The sequence below is a fragment of the Fodinibius sp. GM21 genome, assembly GCF_058386955.1.
Genome location: NZ_JBYEIQ010000004.1, coordinates 69,129 through 86,783, shown reverse-complemented (window position 1 = coordinate 86,783; position 17,655 = coordinate 69,129). Strand labels below are relative to the sequence as shown.

Here is a 17,655-nt window from a genome sequence, read left to right as displayed (position 1 = left end):
ACGACATCCCGTAAAAAATAATTCCGATGGAATCACGACTCGTGATTCCATCGGCAGTAAAAATGTTACGCGATCTTCTTGATTAGATCGACGGTTCGTGCTGAATATCCTGCTTCATTGTCGTACCAAGCAAGAATTTTAACAAGATTACCGTTCGCTTTAGTAAAGCCGCTGTCATATATGCAAGAATGCGGGTCCCCTAGAATATCGGTGGAAACCAACTCCTCCTCTGAGTAGGCCAAGACCCCTTTCATGGCACCATTGGCAGCATCCTTAAACGCCTTATCAACCTGCTCAACGGTAACATCTTTACTAAGAACAGCAGTAAGATCAGTCAATGATCCATCGGGTACCGGAACGCGAATAGCACTTCCGTCCAGCTTTCCTTCCAATTCCGGCAACACTAATTCAACTGCTTGTGCCGCTCCTGTTGTCGTTGGAACCAGGTTTTGTGCTGCAGTACGTCCACGACGTGGATCTTTGTGCGGTCCGTCCAAGATATTTTGGCTGCCGGTATAAGCGTGTGTGGTCGTCATGAATCCTTTTTCAAGACCAAAAGAATCATTCAACACTTTTACCATGGGAGCCAGACAGTTGGTCGTACAGCTTGCATTGGAATAAATACGGGCACTGTCATCAATAATTTCCTCATTTACGCCCAGCACTACGGTTTTTACATCTCCATCGCCTTTTGCAGGGGCTGAAATAACTACTTTTTCAGCACCGGCTTCGAGGTGTTTTGAAGCCGCCTCCTTTGTTCGGAACAATCCGGTTGATTCAACAATGAAATCAGCGCCGCGCTCATCCCACTTCAGATTCGAAGGATCTTTTTCTGATGAAATTCCAATTTCCATTCCATCAATCGTAATACTGTTGTCAGTATAACTTACCTCTCCCGGATACGTACCGTGCACGGAATCACGTTTAAAGAGATAGGCAAGTGTCTCCGCATCCATTAAATCATTAACGCCAACAATATTAACGTCGTCTTTGTGATATGCCATAATGGATCGGGTTACTAATCTTCCAATACGCCCAAAACCATTAATTCCAATATTAATTTTACCCATAAATTGTAGCCTTTTGGTTACTTCGTTAAAGTTCTCACGATATGAAATCGCGTATTAATTATTTTCAACTAAAAATAAGAGTTCGAACGATCTTTTGTAAACAATTCCTTAATTAATTTCCCGCTAATCTTCATCCAGATCGATATCCTCGGAGATTTCCTCTTCATCAATAAGATCATCAAAATCCTCCGTATCGAGCAGATCATCACCGTCCTCATCCTCTAAATCAGGCTCTCTTTCACGGGCAGCATCGGCCTTTGCACCGGCCCTGCGTAGTTGACTTGCAATCTCGACATTATCATTATCCAGAGCCAGTGATAATGCCGAATGACCATCTTTATCTTTCACTTTGATCTTTGCTTTGTTCGCCAGCAAATAACTGACAATATCGGAATGGCCTTCTCTGGCGGCAAGCATCAGAGGAGTCTGTCCCCATCGCTGCTCAGCATTAACATTGGCTCCATGTTCAATCAATAATTTCAGTGCTTCCAGCTTACCTTCTCGTGCAGCGGCAATTAGTGCCAAATCACCGGCATTCGCACCATGGTCCAACAACTTTTGAATGACATCAACATGTCCGTTTTCGGCCGCCCTGCTAACAGCTGTGCCTCCCATGGTTGTTGAGGCGTTGGCATCCGCGCCCTCACTCAGCAAAAAATCGACAACGTCTGCCTGATTATTTTCTGCGGCTAAAATAAGTGCCGTAACACCACTTTTTCCCGATTTATTTATATCATAACCCTCCTCTTGGGTGAGTTTCTTTAATTGAGACAAGTCTCCTTGTTTAGCAGCATCCAAAAGTGGTGATAACTCCATATCAACAGTTGTTTATTGTAGGGTGAAAGTGATTATATGATAATTATCTAATTATTTATCAATACAAATTTATTTTTTTTTCGAATATTTAATGCAGCATTCCCTGACCGTTGTAACCGTTCATAAAATCCTTTCCGCTCATCCGCTTTTTGCCTTCCAGCTGCACTTTTTTCAATACTACACTTCCGTCTTTACATCCGGCGATAAGATCATCGTTATGCATCTGCAGGCGTCCCGGAGCCAACTCTATGGAAGGGCCAATTTCTGAGCGGTACATATTAAACTTTAGATCATCGAGCATAGCCCAAGCCGTTGGAAATGGGCTAAGTCCACGGATTTTATTGTGCACCAGGTTGGCCGGTTTACTGAAATCGATCTTACAATCCTCTGTAAATAGTTTTGGAGCCGCTGTTGCTTTATCATCATCCTGCCCCTGCAACTGATACGAATCTCGATCAATCTGATCAACAGCATCCATGAGTAACTTACTGCCCATCGTTTTCAGGCGTTTATACACATCGCCCGTTGTTTCATTGGGACCAATATCAGTTTCCCGCTGCTCAATAATATTCCCGGTATCCACCTTTTCATCCAAAAAGAACACCGTACAGCCGGTCTTCTCTTCTCCATTTATTATTGCCCAATGTATGGGGGCAGCCCCTCGATATTTTGGAAGCAGCGAAGCGTGAAGATTAATAGATCCTTTTTTGGGAAGGTCCAGAATATCCGGTGGTAAAATTCGAAACGCGACCACAACAAACAAGTCGGCATTCAACGCCTTGAGTTTATCATAAAAACCGGGATCATCGAGTTCTTCCACCTCAATAACCGGCAAATCAAATTCAAGCGCTCTTTTTTTAACAGCTGTTGGGGATGGTTTTGCACGTCGGCCGCGCCGTTTATCTACATTGCTTACCACCGAGACGATTTCATGCTCTGATTGCTGTAGTTTATCCAGGCTGGGAATCGCAAAGTCGGGAGAACCCATGAATACAATGCGCATAAAAACCTCTAATTGGCTTCTTGCTTTTTGGGAACGGTCGGGTAAGCTATTTCAGTACGTCCCCTGGCAATGTCTTTGAGCTTAGAACTCAACAATTTGCGCTTAAACATGGAAAGGTAATCCAAAAACAACACCCCGTCGAGATGATCGGTTTCATGCTGTATCACTCTTGAGAGCCAGCCGTCAACCTCCAGCTCCTGTTCGTTAAAATCACGGTCCAAATAGTTTACCACAATTTTTTCGGGTCGGGTTACTGATGCGTTAACACCCGGTATGCTCAGGCACCCTTCTTCCATATCAACTTTCTCTTCACTTTCAAAGCTAATCTCAGGATTGATGAGGGCCATCGGGCCATACTTACTCCCTCCCTCTTCTTCAGTTAAGGGACCGGCGTCAGCTACAAAAATCCGTAGCAGTTCTCCTATTTGGGGAGCAGCAAGTCCAACTCCATCAGAATTGTACATGGTGTCGAACATGTTGTCTATAAGCTGCTGAATTTCAGGCGTGTTTTCTTTGACGGGTTCTGCTTCTTTGCGAAGCACCTCATCATCATATGTAACGATCGGTAATACGGACATTATTTGCTTTTACAAGTTCAATATATTTCTGAAGAATAATAGCGGCAGCAGCCTGGTTTATTCGATCAGACTCTCTGCGTTTCATTTTGGGGACACCCGCTTCAACCATTGCTCGAACGGCCTCTTTGGTTGTATAGCGTTCATCAATTTTAGCTATTTCAATATCAGGGAATTGTGCTTCAAGCTTAGTCAAAAACTCCTCAACCATCTTGATAGCTCTACCTTCTTCTCCTTCGGGAGTAAGAGGCCAGCCCACTACAATCTTTTCAACGTTTTCGTTTTCAACCTGTTCTTCGAGCGCTTCAAAAACGTCATCTACGTAGTAGGTTCCTATAGGATTGGCTACTGTTTTTAGTAAGTCGGTACGGGCTAGACCAATCCATTTTGTTCCTACATCTATACCGATTATTCTTCCATATTCTGCCACGGTTAATCTTCCATTTCTTCTACTTCCTCTTCATCGAGAGGTTGCTTTAAAAATTCTTTTAAAAGTTTGCTGGGTTTAAAATGTGTTTTGCGATGAGGCGGTACATAAATTTCTTCATTTGTGCGCGGATTTCGGGCTTTCGGCTTTGCTTTGGTCTTTTTCACTTCAAAAACACCAAAATCACGCAATTCAATCCGACAAGTTGGGTCAGCATCCATCATCGTTTCGCGCAAGGCATCCAAAACCGCATTAACCCATGGATCAGATTGAACCATCGGTTCATCCATCTGCTCAGCAACGCGTCTTACAATATCTCTTTTTGTATAGGTTATCATAATCTGAAAATGATATTTTAACTCTGTAATTCAACACTTTTTCTGATCGTATCCCTGGTCTGTTATGGGAGGAAAAAGCACTATTTTTATCTGGTTGATGATATTACTTTTATTACAGAGATAAAAATAATCCTGTTCGATAAGTAGTAACGAAAACAATGACTTATTCGTACCTGAATACGCTTTTTACGCCTCCCACTTTCTGCAACTTATTAATAATACGTCCCAGGTGGTCAATGTCATCCACGTAGACCGTAAGAATGCCTTCAAACATTCCACTGTCACTATTGACGTTGATGCTTTTCATATTCGTTTCAAGCGACTTCGAAAGCACATCGGTAATATCATTAATCATACCTACGCGATCTTCACCGATCACCTTAACAGCACCAAGGAATTTGGAATCGATATTTTTCGCCCATGAGACATCCACAATACGTTCGCCGTCGGTTTGTATCAGGTGATGAATATTTTTGCAGTTTGATCGGTGGACCTTCACATCGCCGGTTCGGCTGATGAATCCCATCACATCATCACCGGGAATGGGGTTACAGCAATTAGCATAACTGTATTTAACATTAGTGAGCTCCCCATTTATCACCAGCGCTTTATCATCGCTAATCGACCGCGCCGCATTAATATACGTTTCCTGAATTTCCTCTTCCGTTACGGGAGCCGGTTTATCGTCGTCCTCCTTCTCATCAATGCGTCCCTTACTGGTAAACTGTTTAACAACATCGAAGAGCTCATTCACATCAAAGCTCCCTTTCCCGATGTCATAAAACAGATCCTGGGTAGAATCGAATTTCAGCTTCTGAGCAATGCGCGTGAGATCCTGCTCTGAGATTTCAATGTTGGCACGCTTGGCTTTCTTCTCCCAGATCTCTCGCCCTTCATCAGCCGTCTGACGTTCTTTCTGTTTGATGTATTGCCGAATACGCGACTTGGCCTTATGCGTAACAACATCATTAATCCAATCGGGATTAAGATTGATTTTATTTCCCGTGATAATCTCGACCTGATCCCCGATATCCAACTTCTGGCGGAGCGGCGCCATTTTACCATTCACTTTAGCGGCAATTGCCCGCTCTCCAATCTCGCTGTGGATATCGAAAGCAAAATCGATCGGCGTTGCGCCCTGCGGCAGCGTTCGCAGCTCCCCATCTGGCGTAAACACATAAATTTCATCCTGATATAAATTCAGCTGAAAGTCTTTCACAAACTCTGTGGCCGCATCGGGACGTGGATTATCCAGTACATCGCGTACCCAGTGCACAAATTTTTCCAGCGTTTCAGAACCACCTTCCTTGCCCTCTTTGTACTTCCAGTGTGCAGCCACCCCTTTTTCAGCAATATCATCCATGTGGCGAGTTCGAATCTGTACTTCAACCTTGCGTCCCTTTTTGGTAATTACCGTTGTATGCAACGATTGATAGCCGTTGGCTTTCGGCACCGAAATAAAATCGCGAAACCGCTTGGGAATAGGGGTATACCAATCCGTAATAATAGAATATACGCGCCAGCAGTCCTCTTTGGTGTGCGGTTCCTCGAGAATAATACGAATGGCAAACAGGTCGTAAATTTCCTCAAAGGGCTTTTGCTGGCGCTGCATCTTCCGAAAAATAGAATAAATATGCTTGGGACGTCCTTTCATTTCAAACGTAAAGCCCTGCTCATCCAGCTCCTCCTCAATAGGATCCATAAACTCCTCGATAAAAGCTTCCCGGGCTTCTTTTTTTTCCCTGAGCTTACGAGCAATAAATTTATATGAATTGGGATCAATGACTTTAAAACAGAGGTCCTCGAGCTCACTTTTGATATTGAAAAGTCCAAATCGATGGGCCAGCGGGGCATACAGTTCCATTGTCTCTGTAGCCTTTTGCATCTGCTTTTCGCGCGGCAGGTGCTGGATCGTACGCATATTGTGCAGTCGATCGGCAAACTTAATCAACACCACGCGGATATCTTCTGCCATCGACAGAAGCATTTTCATAAATGTTTCCGCCTGCTTGGTATTGCGACTCTTAAATACACCCGAAATCTTTGTCACTCCGTCAATGAGGTGCGAAACCGTATCACCAAATTTTTCTTTGATATCATCGAGCGTAACCTCAGTATCTTCGACTGTGTCATGCAGCAGCGAAGCTACAACCGAAACGTCATCAATATTAATTTCTGATGCCACAATTTTAGCCACTGCCACGGGATGGTAGTAATAGGGTTCACCGGAGGCCCGATCAATTCCCTCGTGCGACACATAACATAGCTTAAATGCACGTGAAACAAGGTTTTCATCCACCTCTTCCAGATTTTCACGGCATACCCGTAGCAACTCATCAAGATCTTCTTGCTGAGGCGGATCCAGAACATATCCGTCCAGATCTATATTATATGTCGTTTTTGTATCTGCCATAAAGGTTAGATGAAAAAGAATTTAAGCGCTTTCATTAGTAGTAAGAACAATACCATCGCCCTTTACATTCAAAAAAGGGACTGTATGCTTATTTAGCAATCACTAAAACAAATTAAAAATAAAAAAGCGGACGCTTTAATAACGTCCGCCTTTCGTACCAGTGTATATCTTTTAGAATGACAGTGAAACCCCAAAAATAAGCCGGCCATTACTATTTTGTATGTCAGAGAGTTCATCACTGTAATTGGAAACATCCTCAAAACGATATTCCACAAATGGCTTAATCATCGGTATGGGGCTTACTTTTGCTCCCACAAAACCGTTCCAGTAGATAGCGCTATCATCATTTCCCTCATCCAAAGGCGATCCTGAAGGAAGGTTATCCCGATTTACATCAAGAGTGGAAGCGCCCAATCCCACCCCTACATATGGGCTTAATAATCCCAGGGAAACCCCACCGACAGCTGCCAAACCATAATCATAATTGGTTATATCCGTGGAGTATGTTCTGTCATCATATGAAATATTTTCATTAAAATAACTAAAGTGTCCTCTCAGGGAGAGGTTAACAATAGGAAGTTTCTGAAGAATATCGCGTTCCAGTCGCAGACCAAAACCGTTTTTGGGTTCCTCATCTCTAATTTCATAAGATGCCCCAAGGCTCCACTGGGCTGTCGTCTTTTCAGGCAGCATGGTGAACATTAATGCAAAAGTAGCAAATACAACGAGTAGTTTTTTTAACTTCATAATAGTCTCCTCTAAGTATGGAATTTTATTTTAAATATTTTTCGTAGGGTAAGGGTGTAACAAACGTTTTGCAAATTAAGTTACCACATTAATACATAGCTCAGAAGTATTTTTATCAGATTTATGATTAATAGTTCCAGATCGAACCATTAATTACTTCTAACAGTTTTAAGTTATTTTATCAGAGTCATCTTCTGCAGCTTAACCGTTTCTCCAACCTTCAAATGTATGAAATACATCCCGCTCGATAGGTTACTGCCATCAAAACTGACCGTATATGATCCGCCTGCCTGGGGTTCATCAACCAGCGTACGCACCTTTCTGCCCAGCACATCATAAACCTCAAGCGTAACCTGTGTCTGTGAGACCACCTGGTATTGAATTTGGGTTTTGGGATTAAAAGGATTCGGATAGTTTGGCAACAGGTTGTGCTCTGTTATCTGCGCACTGCCCGCTGCTTTGGTTAGAACCACCTTTTCATGGGGATGATGAATCTGCGTTTGCGCGTTCCCTGCCACCTCATAATAAACCGTATCCTGGCCGGTAACTCCCTTTAAAATATAATTATTGCTATTGGATGAACTACCCGCAACCGTAACGGGGTAGCTGTTTGCCGTAACCTGCAGTTCCGTTTCCCTGCCTTCAGCCAGACGTAATCCTTCGGTACTTCGCACATCAAGAACCGCTTCAGGAGCTACGGGCGGCATCATAAATTGTTCGCGCTCCGCTCTGTTTAACGCCTGTTCTGATACGTAAAACTGCTGCTCAGCATTTCCAATGCTAAATGTGATCGTACCAAGTTGTCCCGATGCCAAGGCGGGCCGGCTTTTACCGGAGGAGCTCCCCGGAGCAATCTCAATTTCTCCGGCCTGACTGGCCCGAATCCAATAGCCCTGTAATGACTTTATATCGGTGGCCGGCTGATAACTGCCATTTACAAATTCATAGATATCCGTTGAACTTAGTATACCGTTGGGATCGTTGACAGCCGATACGGCCACTGTATCAGCAACGCCACCGATTATATTCCAGCCTTCATCGAGTGCTATGGTTGCTGAAGTATCAGCGCGTCCGTTATAAATAATCTCCGATCCGGAACGACTTTTTGCCCAATATCCATTGTGAGGTGTTATCACGGTAGCTGACTTATAGTTTCCCGAGAACTCAAATAATTGCAGATTGCTCCCGGGCTCTACATCTGAATCGGAAGCCATGGGCGATCCCACAAGCTGCCAACTGTCAGTAATGGTAAGTGTGTCCCCAACCATCGGCAAGAGATCAGGGGCAATATTCCCCACATCAGCTCGACCTACAAAAATACCGCGCCCGTGCGTTCCCACCGCAATGGTACCATCAGAGGGACGAGCCATAATATACTCGGCAACCGAGTACCCGATGCTTCCCGGCGATCCATCATCTGATTCGCGCACCCAGTTGGTATTTCCCCCTTCAAGTGACATCGTGGAATATACACCCGTACTGGTCCCCACCAGATAAAGATTTCCTTCTTCCGTCGGTAAAATTTCGGCATTCCGTATTGAGGGTCCCGGGTTTTGTGACCCGCCCTCCAAATTACCTTCAATAGCTGTCCAGCTGCCCCCACCATCGTCCGAGTGATACAACCCCACGATACTATAATTCGACATCACCACTATCAGCTCATCTCCATCAAAGGGATTTACTGCTATATCATGCACATAAGCACCGGAAGGAGCATCCGAAATAGATACATTTGTAGGCGTATCGGAATTGGAAGCCTCATCCAACCTGAACAGTTCCGGTATGCCGGAAGAGGAGGAGGCCCCGTAATAGAGGCGATCGGACGGGTTCAGCGAGGTGATCTCCAGCGTTGAAATGGTGTATCCCGTTGAAGACGTCCCTTCAAAACTTTCCCAGCCTGTGGTTGTTCCTCCATTATTTCCATCGGGAATCTGATCTATGTCGGTGTTTCGCCACATTTCAGTTCCACCGGGATAATACATAATTGTTTCATCATTGGGATCAATCGCATAGGGATGAATAAAAAGCTGATTTTCTGCTTCTGATGGATGCACGCTGGTCCAGCTGGTTTGTGTTGATCCGTCGAAAGCAGAACTAATATCCCCATCAGACTCTATTCCAAGTCGCAAGACACTACCATTTTGTGAAGACACGAAAGCATAATCCGTGCCCCAGAAAGCGTATGACCCATCGCCGGAAGAAACATCAACAAGCTCTGTCGTTTGTTGGTTATTATTGCTAAAGCGGTAGAAAGGGGTTCCGTTATCCTGCGTACCACCCATTATGCGATCATCATCGGCTTCGGAGGAAATGGCCACAGTATAGAATTGTCCTGTAACGTAGCCCTCATCGGTATCTTCCCAGCTGACAGACGATGCGGTAATATCTGTTGTTTTACTTAGTCCGCCATCATGCCCCGACCACATTGTATTTGGATCATTGGGATGGAACGCCAGCACATGCTGATCAGGGTGCTGATTGGTATATTGACTGACATTATTAAACTTGGCATACCCTCCAATCCAATATTCATCTTTCTCGCTGTCATCCGATAATCCATCGTTATCCGCATCTTCGGGAGCCGTTGCAAAACCGTCCAGCGAACGAAATAAATTTGTTGCTCCAAGCAGCACAAAGTCCGGATCGTCAGGCTTTACCGCCAGCACCATATTGTAATTAGACTGGGTATTCACAAATCCAACCGGATCTCCAAAATCCGGGAGGTTTGCAGAACGGTCTTCATTGCTATTATTTGCAAAGTCGAGCATAAAAAAGCTAATATTTTCATCCGAACCGGAACCTGTGCCCTCATAGGTGTAACTGTAAGCCGTATCCGGTGCGGATGGCGCAAAAGCCAGATAAGTGCGATCATGCGTAGAGGGAAAGTCGGCAGGCGTTACATCGGTCCACGAATTACCATCATCGGTTGAGCGGTAAATACCGGGATCTTCCGACTGCGTTCCACCGGCACTATTTTCCGATAAGGCTGCCAAGAGATCTCCATTTTTATTGACTATAACATCCACATAGCGATACCCGCCCGACGAACCTATCACAAGGTTAAACGAGTTTCCCCCATCGGATGATTTAAAAACTCCAAAGCCATTTGCCGCAAAATATACATCCCCATTGGTAGGATTGACGATGATCCGGGAAATAAAATCAAACTGACTATTCCATGCAGCATCAGCATCTTCGGTAACAGCTAAGCTTGACCACGATTCCCCATTGTCGGTCGACTTATAGATACCCGTGCCAAAATATGAGGCCCTGCCGCCCCGGTCCGATGCGGTGTTGCCTCTGAATTCTCCCGTCGCATAGTACCATGTATCAGGATTGGTGGGATCCTGGGCCACACTGGTAACACTCATATTCTGGTTCGGATCCGTTTTTAACTGCCAGGTACTGCCACCGTCGGTACTTTTCCACATTCCGCCGGAAACGCCACCGGCCAGAATGGTATTGGGATTATCCTGATCAAAAGCCAAAGCGCGGGTTCGTCCCCCCAAATCTGTTGGTCCGGCCATGTGCCATGTGATGTCCCCTATCGCCTGTGCAGCTGCGGTACCCGACTTGCGCAGCAATCCCCCATTTCGGCCGGGCAGCTGTTGGGCGTGATTGAGCTCACGGGAACGAATATTCGGTGGAATATTATTCGTTGCGGGATCGCGAAGTAAGTTGAAAAAGTAATCGGTTCGTGCCTTTTTCTTTTCAACAGGGTCGAGGGTTGTAGTTTCTGTAGCTACCTTCGTTGTATCCTGCCCTGACAATCCAACATACCAGATACCGGCCGCCAGCAATACTATTGTGATGAGGCCGGCAACGGCACGATAAGTTTTTCTTACTCTGCGCATCCTATTCAAATATTCATTGTGATTTTATCTCAACCAGCGTCCATCTTTTGCCCCCCCGGGAGTCACCGAGACTCATTCCTTCTTCGGAAGATACCACCATAACAACTGTTTTTCCTTTCTGCAGCAACTCCTCATCACCCGGATTACTTTTCAAGAACCTTTCAACGCTGATCGTCATTTCTTGCCCGGCGCCAATAGGTGGGGTCGCAGAGCCGTATCCCAAAACCTCTTCGGCTGTAACAGTAAGCTTCCCATTCGCCTTGCTATCAAAATCCGCAATAACCGTAGCTTTTACCATTGCTGTGCCGGGAGCCAGCTCTTCGCCGTGCCGAGGAGGAAGACTGTCTTGCGCAACGGTGTCTTCTTGGGCCGTAAAAACCGGTCTTTCAGGGTCAGGAACACTATCGTTGTAGGCTGAAGTAGAATCCGGATTATCCCGGGCAGATTCCTCCGGCAACAGGTACCACCCCAATCCCAAAATAAAAACAACAAGAATAGCCAGTAATGCTTTTGACTTATTCACAATCCCCCTGATTACTAATGGAAAATGATCAGCGTTTAAATGGTTTTATAGCAAGCAATAAAAGAATAATTTGTTAATACTGAAATCAGAATATTTGAATTTCATCTTAACTATGGACATTCCACAAACAGAATTGTATCTTTGAACATAATTTTAATTCCCATCTTAGAATTGAGATCCAAGATAGAGATATCTCACGATACTTTTCTTTGACGATCCATCTAAGGTGTATAAACACAATACTTAGTATACATGACACAACAAGGTAAAGTTAAATGGTTCGATGTTGAGAAAGGATATGGATTTATCGAGCCTGAGGACGGAAGTAAAGATGTTTTCGTCCACCGCAATAACGTAGAAAATTTGGACTACAATCAAGGTCTTGAAGACGGAGAAAATGTAGAATTCGACGTTGAAGAAACCGACAAAGGCTTGAGTGCTGTTGATGTACGAAGCCTTGATTATAAGTAAGTTTTAGCCAAGATTTTTTGGTATATTCAAGCCCGCTTTTTTAAGCGGGCTTTTTTTATTGCGTTAAGGAATCCTACTGATGTTCCTTTCTGTTTTCTTTGCCTATTGTCTGACGATAACCTGAAACAATAACGAGCATTAGAGGTCTAAATAAGTCAGGCAATAATAAAAACTATTTGAAGTTACTTTTACTGTATACTAGTTCCGTTGTTAAGAGATCGATACAACTAAACCTACTTGCTTTACCAAACTATGCATCAATCAGCTGCTCAACTTCTGAAAAGATTTCTTCACGAGAAGGATATTAGCACACAGGAATTTTCTCAAATTTCAGGTATGCCTGAAACGGAAGTGCAGGGCATTATCGAGGGCGATCTTCCTATAAGCAATCTTCGGGCACATCACTTGGCTGCTGCTTTTGACACCGAAGTAGAGCTTTGGCTAAATGGAGATCGTAAAAACAAGGAGATTAAAATAAATCGAAAACCTAAACGTCCGTCCCCGGTTGGCAGTGAATAGATACTATTCATTTGCCGTTAGCGACAATCCTTCCCCATCCAAAAAATCAACCGTAATACGGTAATTGCTCCCAGCATATTTCAGGGCTTCTTAACAATACGAATTCCCCGTTTGATATCACCGGTAAGATCTTCCACATGGTGCAAGTGGAAAACGTTTGCCAAAAATAGCATCGCCAACGTCCCAAGCAGTGCAAATACCAAAACACCACTAATTTGAACGTATAGCGCACAAATACCGATGAGGGGAGCACCAATCGTACCCCATATCACATTACTTGTCAAGGTAATACCTTCCTGTCTGATTATATAGCCGACGATCCAGCCGGTTGTTGCTCCTAATACCAATAGCCAAAAGATTGTTGTTGCTGATAAGGTTTCCATAGGCTAATGATTTGTTAGTATTTAATTGAAAAGTTACCAGCATGCCGTCACTTTTGTTGTGAGGGAATTCCTATTTTTTAGCTAAACAGGCTAAGTAGTGCCGGTTCTGGACAAGGATTAGATGTATAGCGAACTGACTACGGAAAACGGTTATGCTACTCTATTCGGTTTGTTCCCGAACCGCTCGGGATACAATGAAAGGAGGCCTAAACAGAATATGGATCACTGATGGCAAACAGCAAATTATTCCACCCCTCTCTGTCATCTCGACCGTAAGGGAGAGATCTTTGTTTTTTGAATGTACCCGAACCCCAAAAACATAGATTTCTCTCTTCACTGCGTTTCGTTCGAAATAACAACTTTATTTACGTTATGTCATCTCGAGGTTCTTGGCAAACAGCAACTTATTCCAACCCTCTCTGTCATCTCGAGCGTAAGCGAGAGAACTTTGTTTAGCAGAATGAGGAAAAAGTAACCCTCGGATTTCTCACTCCATTCGAAATGACAAGCAGGTTAGTTAATAGAACTAACTCCTCTTATATCCTCCCCACCCTTAAATCATCTTTGTAATTTAGAAACTCCCAGCCGGGGTTTACACTGTTAATCAATTTTTCTTTTTTCTCGCGCCGCCATTTCTTCAGTTCCTTTTCACGCTCTATTGCTTGCTGTGAGGTCTTATATGCTTTATAATAGATCAGTTTGTAACAATGATAACGCCCCGCAAATGTTTTGCTATTTCCTCTATTTTTATAATGATCATTTAAACGACTACTGAGGTCATTGGTCATGCCAATATAAAGAGTAGTTTTTCCTGGATTAGTAGTAATATAGACGTAATACGGCATTTGCACTTCTCTTAGTTCCGATTGTCTTAACAGTAAGATTCATTTTTAATCAAAACCTTACATTTTTTTTATAGGTTTTCGGACTAATATCGATGATTACGAAAACATTATTTTTTATTTAGGCTTAATGCGGAGGGATAAAACATTTCTTTATTTGTCATCTCGTGAGTAAGATAAAAACTAACACATAGATTTCTCTCTTCACTGCGTTTCGTTCGAAATGACAACTTTATTTACGTTATGTCATCTCGAGGTTCTTGGCAAACAGCAACTTATTTCAACCCTCTCTGTCATCTCGAGCGTAAGCGAGAGAACTTTGTTTTACTCCAAACAAGAAAATGCAAAACATAGATTTCTGACTGCACTTCGTTTGTTCGAAATCACCTCTGCAATAGGTTACCTCATAAACTATCCCGGTAGGTTCGGCGCCGTTTATGAAGTCGATTTTCATACTTTTTCCAAAGCGAGCGAATGGCTTCATTTTCTTCGAGCTCGGGATTGCTTTCAACGGTGGTAATTCCTTTTTGATTGAAAACATCATTCATCTCCTTAAAAATAATTGAAGTCACCCCTTTGTTCTGGTATTCCGGCTTTATGCCAATCAGGTAGAAAGCAGCTTTCTCCGGAAAATACCGCGTCTTTAAAAGGTGATACCATCCAAACGGCAATAGCTTACCCGAGGCCTTGCGCAATGCTTTAGAAAACGACGGCATCGTTATAGCAAAAGCAATGAGATTATCATTTTCATCTGCCACACAATTAATAAAATCCGGGTGTAAAAATTTAAGATACCGATCCTTGTAGTACGCAATCTGATCAGCCTTTATAGGGATAAAAGTACTTAAATTACTATACGTCTTGTTGATGAGATCAAACATCTCGTCTGCGTATTCGAGAATCTCTTTACTGTTTGAAAAACGAACCACATGCAGGTTATAGCGCTCTTTGATGAGCGTCGAAAACCGATCAATCTTCTGCGGCGAACTATCAGGAATTTGAATTTCATACTCTACCCATTCCTTTTCCTTTTCAAAGCCAAGCTGCTCCAGGTGTGAGGCATAATGAGGCAATCCAAACCAGGTAATCATGGTGTTGGGCTCATCAAATCCGTCTACGAGCATGCCTGCCTTATCCATATTCGAAAGGCCCAGCGGCCCTTCCATAAATTCCAACTCCTTCTCCTTGCCCATTTGACGGACTTGCTCCAGCAATGCTTCGGAAACGTCCGGATCATCAATAAAATCGAAATAACCGAAACGTATCTTGGGGATATCCAGCTCCCGAACTTCGGGTTGGTTTATAATTCCTGCTATTCTCCCTACCGGCTGCTCCCCCTTATAGGCCATAAAATATTTAACCTCCACATGATTGAAGACCGGATTTTCCCGAGGATCCAGGTTTTGAAGTTCATCGCTAATTATTGGCGGCGCCCAGTTTGGATTATCGCCATATAATAAAAAAGGAAAGTGAACGAAGTCGTATAACTCATCATGGGAAGTCAATTCACGAATAGTAATCATGCAATATCTGTATCAATTTTGACCAGGCAAAAACGAAATTTAAAAATACCCCTTAATTTTTCTTTATGATACTAATAAGTAAAGGCAAAAAATAATGGCAATTTATCCCTGGTCTCCACTTTTGGATGATTATTTATTCCCCTTTCTTCCATCCCCTTTCAGTCCTCACATAACTTATCCTCTTTAAGGACTATTTCTTATGAAAATCACCTATTCCGGAAATAGGTTTTTCCCTACATCAGCTCACTAATTGTACCTATCTATTTTATGTGGATCATACGTTAATATAGGAACAGAAATCTATTACAGCCTTATTGTCAATTATCGAAAGATTTTTTTTCAATTTTAAAACTATCTAAAACTGCAGAAGGTAATTACCATGACCACACCTAACAATGAAGAAATTTTTGACCTTTATGACTTGATGCTTGAGCAGGTGCGAGATCTGTATGACGGCGAATTACAGCAGATCAAATTTTTGGAAAGGCAGTCAGAAATAGCAGAGTCGTTTGAACTGAACGAACTGCTGACTTTTCATCTCAAAGAAACCAGGCGCCATGTTCAACGCCTTAAAGAGGTTTTTGAAACACTTAATGAAGACCCCAAAGGGGAACATTGTGACGGTATCAAAGGGCTCATTAAAGAATCGGAAAAACTGGCAAGCCGATGTGTTAATGAAGAGGTGCGTGATGCGGCCCTGATAACAGCTGTTCAACACATCAATCATTACGAAATGGCCGGTTATGGGACTGCTATCGCCTATGCCAAAACACTTGAACGGCATGATATTGCTGAACTCCTGCTGGATACACTGCGTGAGGAAAAACGTGCTGATATGGGACTAAGCGACCTGGCAAAAAATCAGATTAATCCCGATGCCAAATGGTCTGCTATTGTAAATAAAGTGAGTTCACCCTATCCGACTGAAATCAAATAACTTTTATTGAAACCATTTACTTTCTACTGATTATGAAACGTACCCTAACACGAAACCTAAAAATAAAAATTAATTCAAAATCTCTATCGCCTGCTGATATTCAGAGTTTGGACCAATGGGAAAATGAAGGGGGATTATCTGCATCCCAAACGACATTCTTAAAATCGTTTAGTCCTCTCAGAAAAGGAGAAATATTTGAGGTAACCGGGGGCGATATCCATTTTGAAGATGGACAACTTTACTATGTGGCCGAAATTGAAATTCTGGCGCTGCCGTGACTACTTCTTAATTAAACTTAGCGGTTTTTTAGTAATCTCAAGTAGAGTTTAAAACATTTCTATGGTTTGCAAACAATTGTAAGCAGTACCACAGTAAACAGTACCTGATTTCAAATCTCCAACCTTCCATTGATAAATGGAAAATAATGTCTCATGAGTTTCGAAAAAAATAAACTTTCCGGATTTCTGATTGTCATATCTCCTCCGGAACCTATCATGAGCCACATCAATCATCTCAAACAAGAATGTTACGAAAAGTACGGCCATTACGATGGTAGATTCTCCAAACCCCATATCACCATTTGTAATTTCCCCCTGCTTTCCCAAAGGATTGAAAAAGTGTTTTCATCTTTAAACCGTGGACTCGCAGAACTTTCACCATTTCAACTTCAATTACATGGCTTCAACAGCTTTAAAAATAGTAATGTCATTTACATTGATATTGAAAACTCGAAACAGCTGAGGTTATTAAGAAAGAAATTAATCTATATGAATGTAGACCTGAGATTGGGGAAACGTTTTTTCTTATTCGATAATGCTCACCTGACTATTGCGAAAAATCTGCCAAAACATATTTTTGAATCAGCCAAAATAGATTTCTTATCACGGTCATACCAAAGCGAATTCATAGTCGATAAGTTAACGGCATTGCGATATGATTTGGATGAAGAAAAGTATTTTCATTTCTGTGATCTTACTTTCGGTGGATAGTTTTTGACTTTCTTGACGTATTGGATAAATCGCCGGCAACTACTGACGGTAAGTAATAAAACCATATTTGAGGATTACTCAGGTCGTATATCTACCCGACTCTCGGCTCAATCGATTATGAGTCCCCCTCCATACAACAGACTAATCGCCCTCTGGGCCATTTAAAGCCCATTTTTGGCCCTTTTCGTCCACATTCAGCACCCCAATTTTTCGTACCTAATGAAC

Annotated in this window: 18 protein-coding genes; 5 read left to right on the top strand and 13 right to left on the bottom strand. The window is 42.9% G+C overall.

What is annotated here, in order from left to right:
• Window positions 1-65: 65 nt before the first annotated feature.
• From gap to ACT3IB_RS10660, 10 genes are all read right to left on the bottom strand, one after another.
• Window positions 66-1,070: a type I glyceraldehyde-3-phosphate dehydrogenase gene (gene gap / locus ACT3IB_RS10705; protein ID WP_491539007.1), complete on the bottom strand. Its 1,005-nt coding sequence runs from the start codon at window positions 1,068-1,070 to the stop codon at window positions 66-68.
• Between the two features lie 123 nt (window positions 1,071-1,193).
• Window positions 1,194-1,886, bottom strand: coding sequence for an ankyrin repeat domain-containing protein (locus ACT3IB_RS10700; RefSeq protein ID WP_491539006.1), 693 nt, complete (start codon window positions 1,884-1,886; stop codon window positions 1,194-1,196).
• Between the two features lie 88 nt (window positions 1,887-1,974).
• Window positions 1,975-2,889, bottom strand: a complete 915-nt coding sequence (gene fmt / locus ACT3IB_RS10695) for a methionyl-tRNA formyltransferase (protein WP_491539005.1) — start codon at window positions 2,887-2,889, stop codon at window positions 1,975-1,977.
• A gap of 8 nt (window positions 2,890-2,897) precedes the next feature.
• Window positions 2,898-3,467, bottom strand: a complete 570-nt coding sequence (def, locus tag ACT3IB_RS10690; RefSeq protein ID WP_491539004.1) for a peptide deformylase — start codon at window positions 3,465-3,467, stop codon at window positions 2,898-2,900.
• Window positions 3,439-3,894 carry a Holliday junction resolvase RuvX gene (ruvX, locus tag ACT3IB_RS10685; RefSeq protein ID WP_491539003.1) on the bottom strand — a complete coding sequence of 152 codons (456 nt, stop codon included), beginning with the start codon at window positions 3,892-3,894 and terminating at the stop codon, window positions 3,439-3,441. The genes def and ruvX overlap by 29 nt, the downstream gene beginning before the upstream one ends.
• Before the next feature lie 2 nt (window positions 3,895-3,896).
• A complete protein-coding gene (locus ACT3IB_RS10680; protein WP_322573864.1) occupies window positions 3,897-4,229 on the bottom strand; it encodes an HU family DNA-binding protein in 333 nt (110 codons plus the stop codon).
• Window positions 4,230-4,392: 163 nt separating this feature from the next.
• Window positions 4,393-6,642, bottom strand: a complete 2,250-nt coding sequence (locus tag ACT3IB_RS10675; RefSeq protein WP_491539002.1) for a RelA/SpoT family protein — start codon at window positions 6,640-6,642, stop codon at window positions 4,393-4,395.
• Window positions 6,643-6,813: 171 nt separating this feature from the next.
• Window positions 6,814-7,389, bottom strand: coding sequence for an outer membrane protein (locus ACT3IB_RS10670; RefSeq protein WP_491539001.1), 576 nt, complete (start codon window positions 7,387-7,389; stop codon window positions 6,814-6,816).
• Window positions 7,390-7,562: 173 nt separating this feature from the next.
• Window positions 7,563-11,243: a T9SS type A sorting domain-containing protein gene (locus ACT3IB_RS10665; RefSeq protein ID WP_491539000.1), complete on the bottom strand. Its 3,681-nt coding sequence runs from the start codon at window positions 11,241-11,243 to the stop codon at window positions 7,563-7,565.
• A gap of 13 nt (window positions 11,244-11,256) precedes the next feature.
• Entirely contained in the window at window positions 11,257-11,766 is a 510-nt protein-coding gene (locus tag ACT3IB_RS10660) for a hypothetical protein (protein WP_491538999.1), read from the bottom strand.
• 252 nt (window positions 11,767-12,018) lie between these two features.
• Between ACT3IB_RS10660 and ACT3IB_RS10655 the strand changes: the two genes are divergently transcribed.
• Both ACT3IB_RS10655 and ACT3IB_RS10650 read left to right on the top strand, forming a co-directional pair.
• Window positions 12,019-12,237: a cold-shock protein gene (locus ACT3IB_RS10655; RefSeq protein ID WP_491538998.1), complete on the top strand. Its 219-nt coding sequence runs from the start codon at window positions 12,019-12,021 to the stop codon at window positions 12,235-12,237.
• Window positions 12,238-12,474: 237 nt separating this feature from the next.
• Entirely contained in the window at window positions 12,475-12,756 is a 282-nt protein-coding gene (locus ACT3IB_RS10650) for a hypothetical protein (protein ID WP_491538997.1), read from the top strand.
• Window positions 12,757-12,836: 80 nt separating this feature from the next.
• Here ACT3IB_RS10650 and ACT3IB_RS10645 read toward each other — a convergent pair whose 3' ends face one another.
• The 3 genes from ACT3IB_RS10645 to ACT3IB_RS10635 form a co-directional block, all read right to left on the bottom strand.
• On the bottom strand, window positions 12,837-13,139 hold the full coding sequence (locus ACT3IB_RS10645) for a hypothetical protein (protein WP_491538996.1): 303 nt from the start codon (window positions 13,137-13,139) through the stop codon (window positions 12,837-12,839).
• Window positions 13,140-13,675: 536 nt separating this feature from the next.
• Window positions 13,676-13,984, bottom strand: coding sequence for a GIY-YIG nuclease family protein (locus ACT3IB_RS10640; protein ID WP_491538995.1), 309 nt, complete (start codon window positions 13,982-13,984; stop codon window positions 13,676-13,678).
• Window positions 13,985-14,385: 401 nt separating this feature from the next.
• Window positions 14,386-15,504, bottom strand: coding sequence for a GTP cyclohydrolase (locus ACT3IB_RS10635; protein WP_491538994.1), 1,119 nt, complete (start codon window positions 15,502-15,504; stop codon window positions 14,386-14,388).
• 379 nt (window positions 15,505-15,883) lie between these two features.
• Here ACT3IB_RS10635 and ACT3IB_RS10630 point away from each other — a divergent pair, with 379 nt between their 5' ends.
• The 3 genes from ACT3IB_RS10630 (at window position 15,884) to ACT3IB_RS10620 (ending at window position 17,430) form a co-directional block, all read left to right on the top strand.
• Window positions 15,884-16,441, top strand: coding sequence for a YciE/YciF ferroxidase family protein (locus tag ACT3IB_RS10630; RefSeq protein ID WP_491538993.1), 558 nt, complete (start codon window positions 15,884-15,886; stop codon window positions 16,439-16,441).
• A 32-nt stretch (window positions 16,442-16,473) separates the two neighbouring features.
• Entirely contained in the window at window positions 16,474-16,719 is a 246-nt protein-coding gene (locus ACT3IB_RS10625) for a hypothetical protein (protein WP_491538992.1), read from the top strand.
• Between the two features lie 153 nt (window positions 16,720-16,872).
• On the top strand, window positions 16,873-17,430 hold the full coding sequence (locus ACT3IB_RS10620) for a 2'-5' RNA ligase family protein (RefSeq protein WP_491538991.1): 558 nt from the start codon (window positions 16,873-16,875) through the stop codon (window positions 17,428-17,430).
• Window positions 17,431-17,655 lie beyond the last annotated feature (225 nt).

Bases quoted from the DNA above. Each gene is read 5' to 3' on its own strand.
- ACT3IB_RS10625 (WP_491538992.1), top strand. From the start codon at position 16,474: ATGAAACGTACCCTAACACGAAACCTAAAAATAAAAATTAATTCAAAA.
- def (WP_491539004.1), bottom strand. From the start codon at position 3,467: ATGTCCGTATTACCGATCGTTACATATGATGATGAGGTGCTTCGCAAA.
- ACT3IB_RS10670 (WP_491539001.1), bottom strand. From the start codon at position 7,389: ATGAAGTTAAAAAAACTACTCGTTGTATTTGCTACTTTTGCATTAATG.
- ACT3IB_RS10620 (WP_491538991.1), top strand. From the start codon at position 16,873: ATGAGTTTCGAAAAAAATAAACTTTCCGGATTTCTGATTGTCATATCT.
- ACT3IB_RS10680 (WP_322573864.1), bottom strand. From the start codon at position 4,229: ATGATAACCTATACAAAAAGAGATATTGTAAGACGCGTTGCTGAGCAG.
- ACT3IB_RS10635 (WP_491538994.1), bottom strand. From the start codon at position 15,504: ATGATTACTATTCGTGAATTGACTTCCCATGATGAGTTATACGACTTC.
- ACT3IB_RS10665 (WP_491539000.1), bottom strand. From the start codon at position 11,243: ATGCGCAGAGTAAGAAAAACTTATCGTGCCGTTGCCGGCCTCATCACA.
- ACT3IB_RS10630 (WP_491538993.1), top strand. From the start codon at position 15,884: ATGACCACACCTAACAATGAAGAAATTTTTGACCTTTATGACTTGATG.
- gap (WP_491539007.1), bottom strand. From the start codon at position 1,070: ATGGGTAAAATTAATATTGGAATTAATGGTTTTGGGCGTATTGGAAGA.
- fmt (WP_491539005.1), bottom strand. From the start codon at position 2,889: ATGCGCATTGTATTCATGGGTTCTCCCGACTTTGCGATTCCCAGCCTG.
- ACT3IB_RS10655 (WP_491538998.1), top strand. From the start codon at position 12,019: ATGACACAACAAGGTAAAGTTAAATGGTTCGATGTTGAGAAAGGATAT.
- ACT3IB_RS10700 (WP_491539006.1), bottom strand. From the start codon at position 1,886: ATGGAGTTATCACCACTTTTGGATGCTGCTAAACAAGGAGACTTGTCT.
- ACT3IB_RS10640 (WP_491538995.1), bottom strand. From the start codon at position 13,984: ATGCCGTATTACGTCTATATTACTACTAATCCAGGAAAAACTACTCTT.
- ACT3IB_RS10645 (WP_491538996.1), bottom strand. From the start codon at position 13,139: ATGGAAACCTTATCAGCAACAACAATCTTTTGGCTATTGGTATTAGGA.
- ACT3IB_RS10675 (WP_491539002.1), bottom strand. From the start codon at position 6,642: ATGGCAGATACAAAAACGACATATAATATAGATCTGGACGGATATGTT.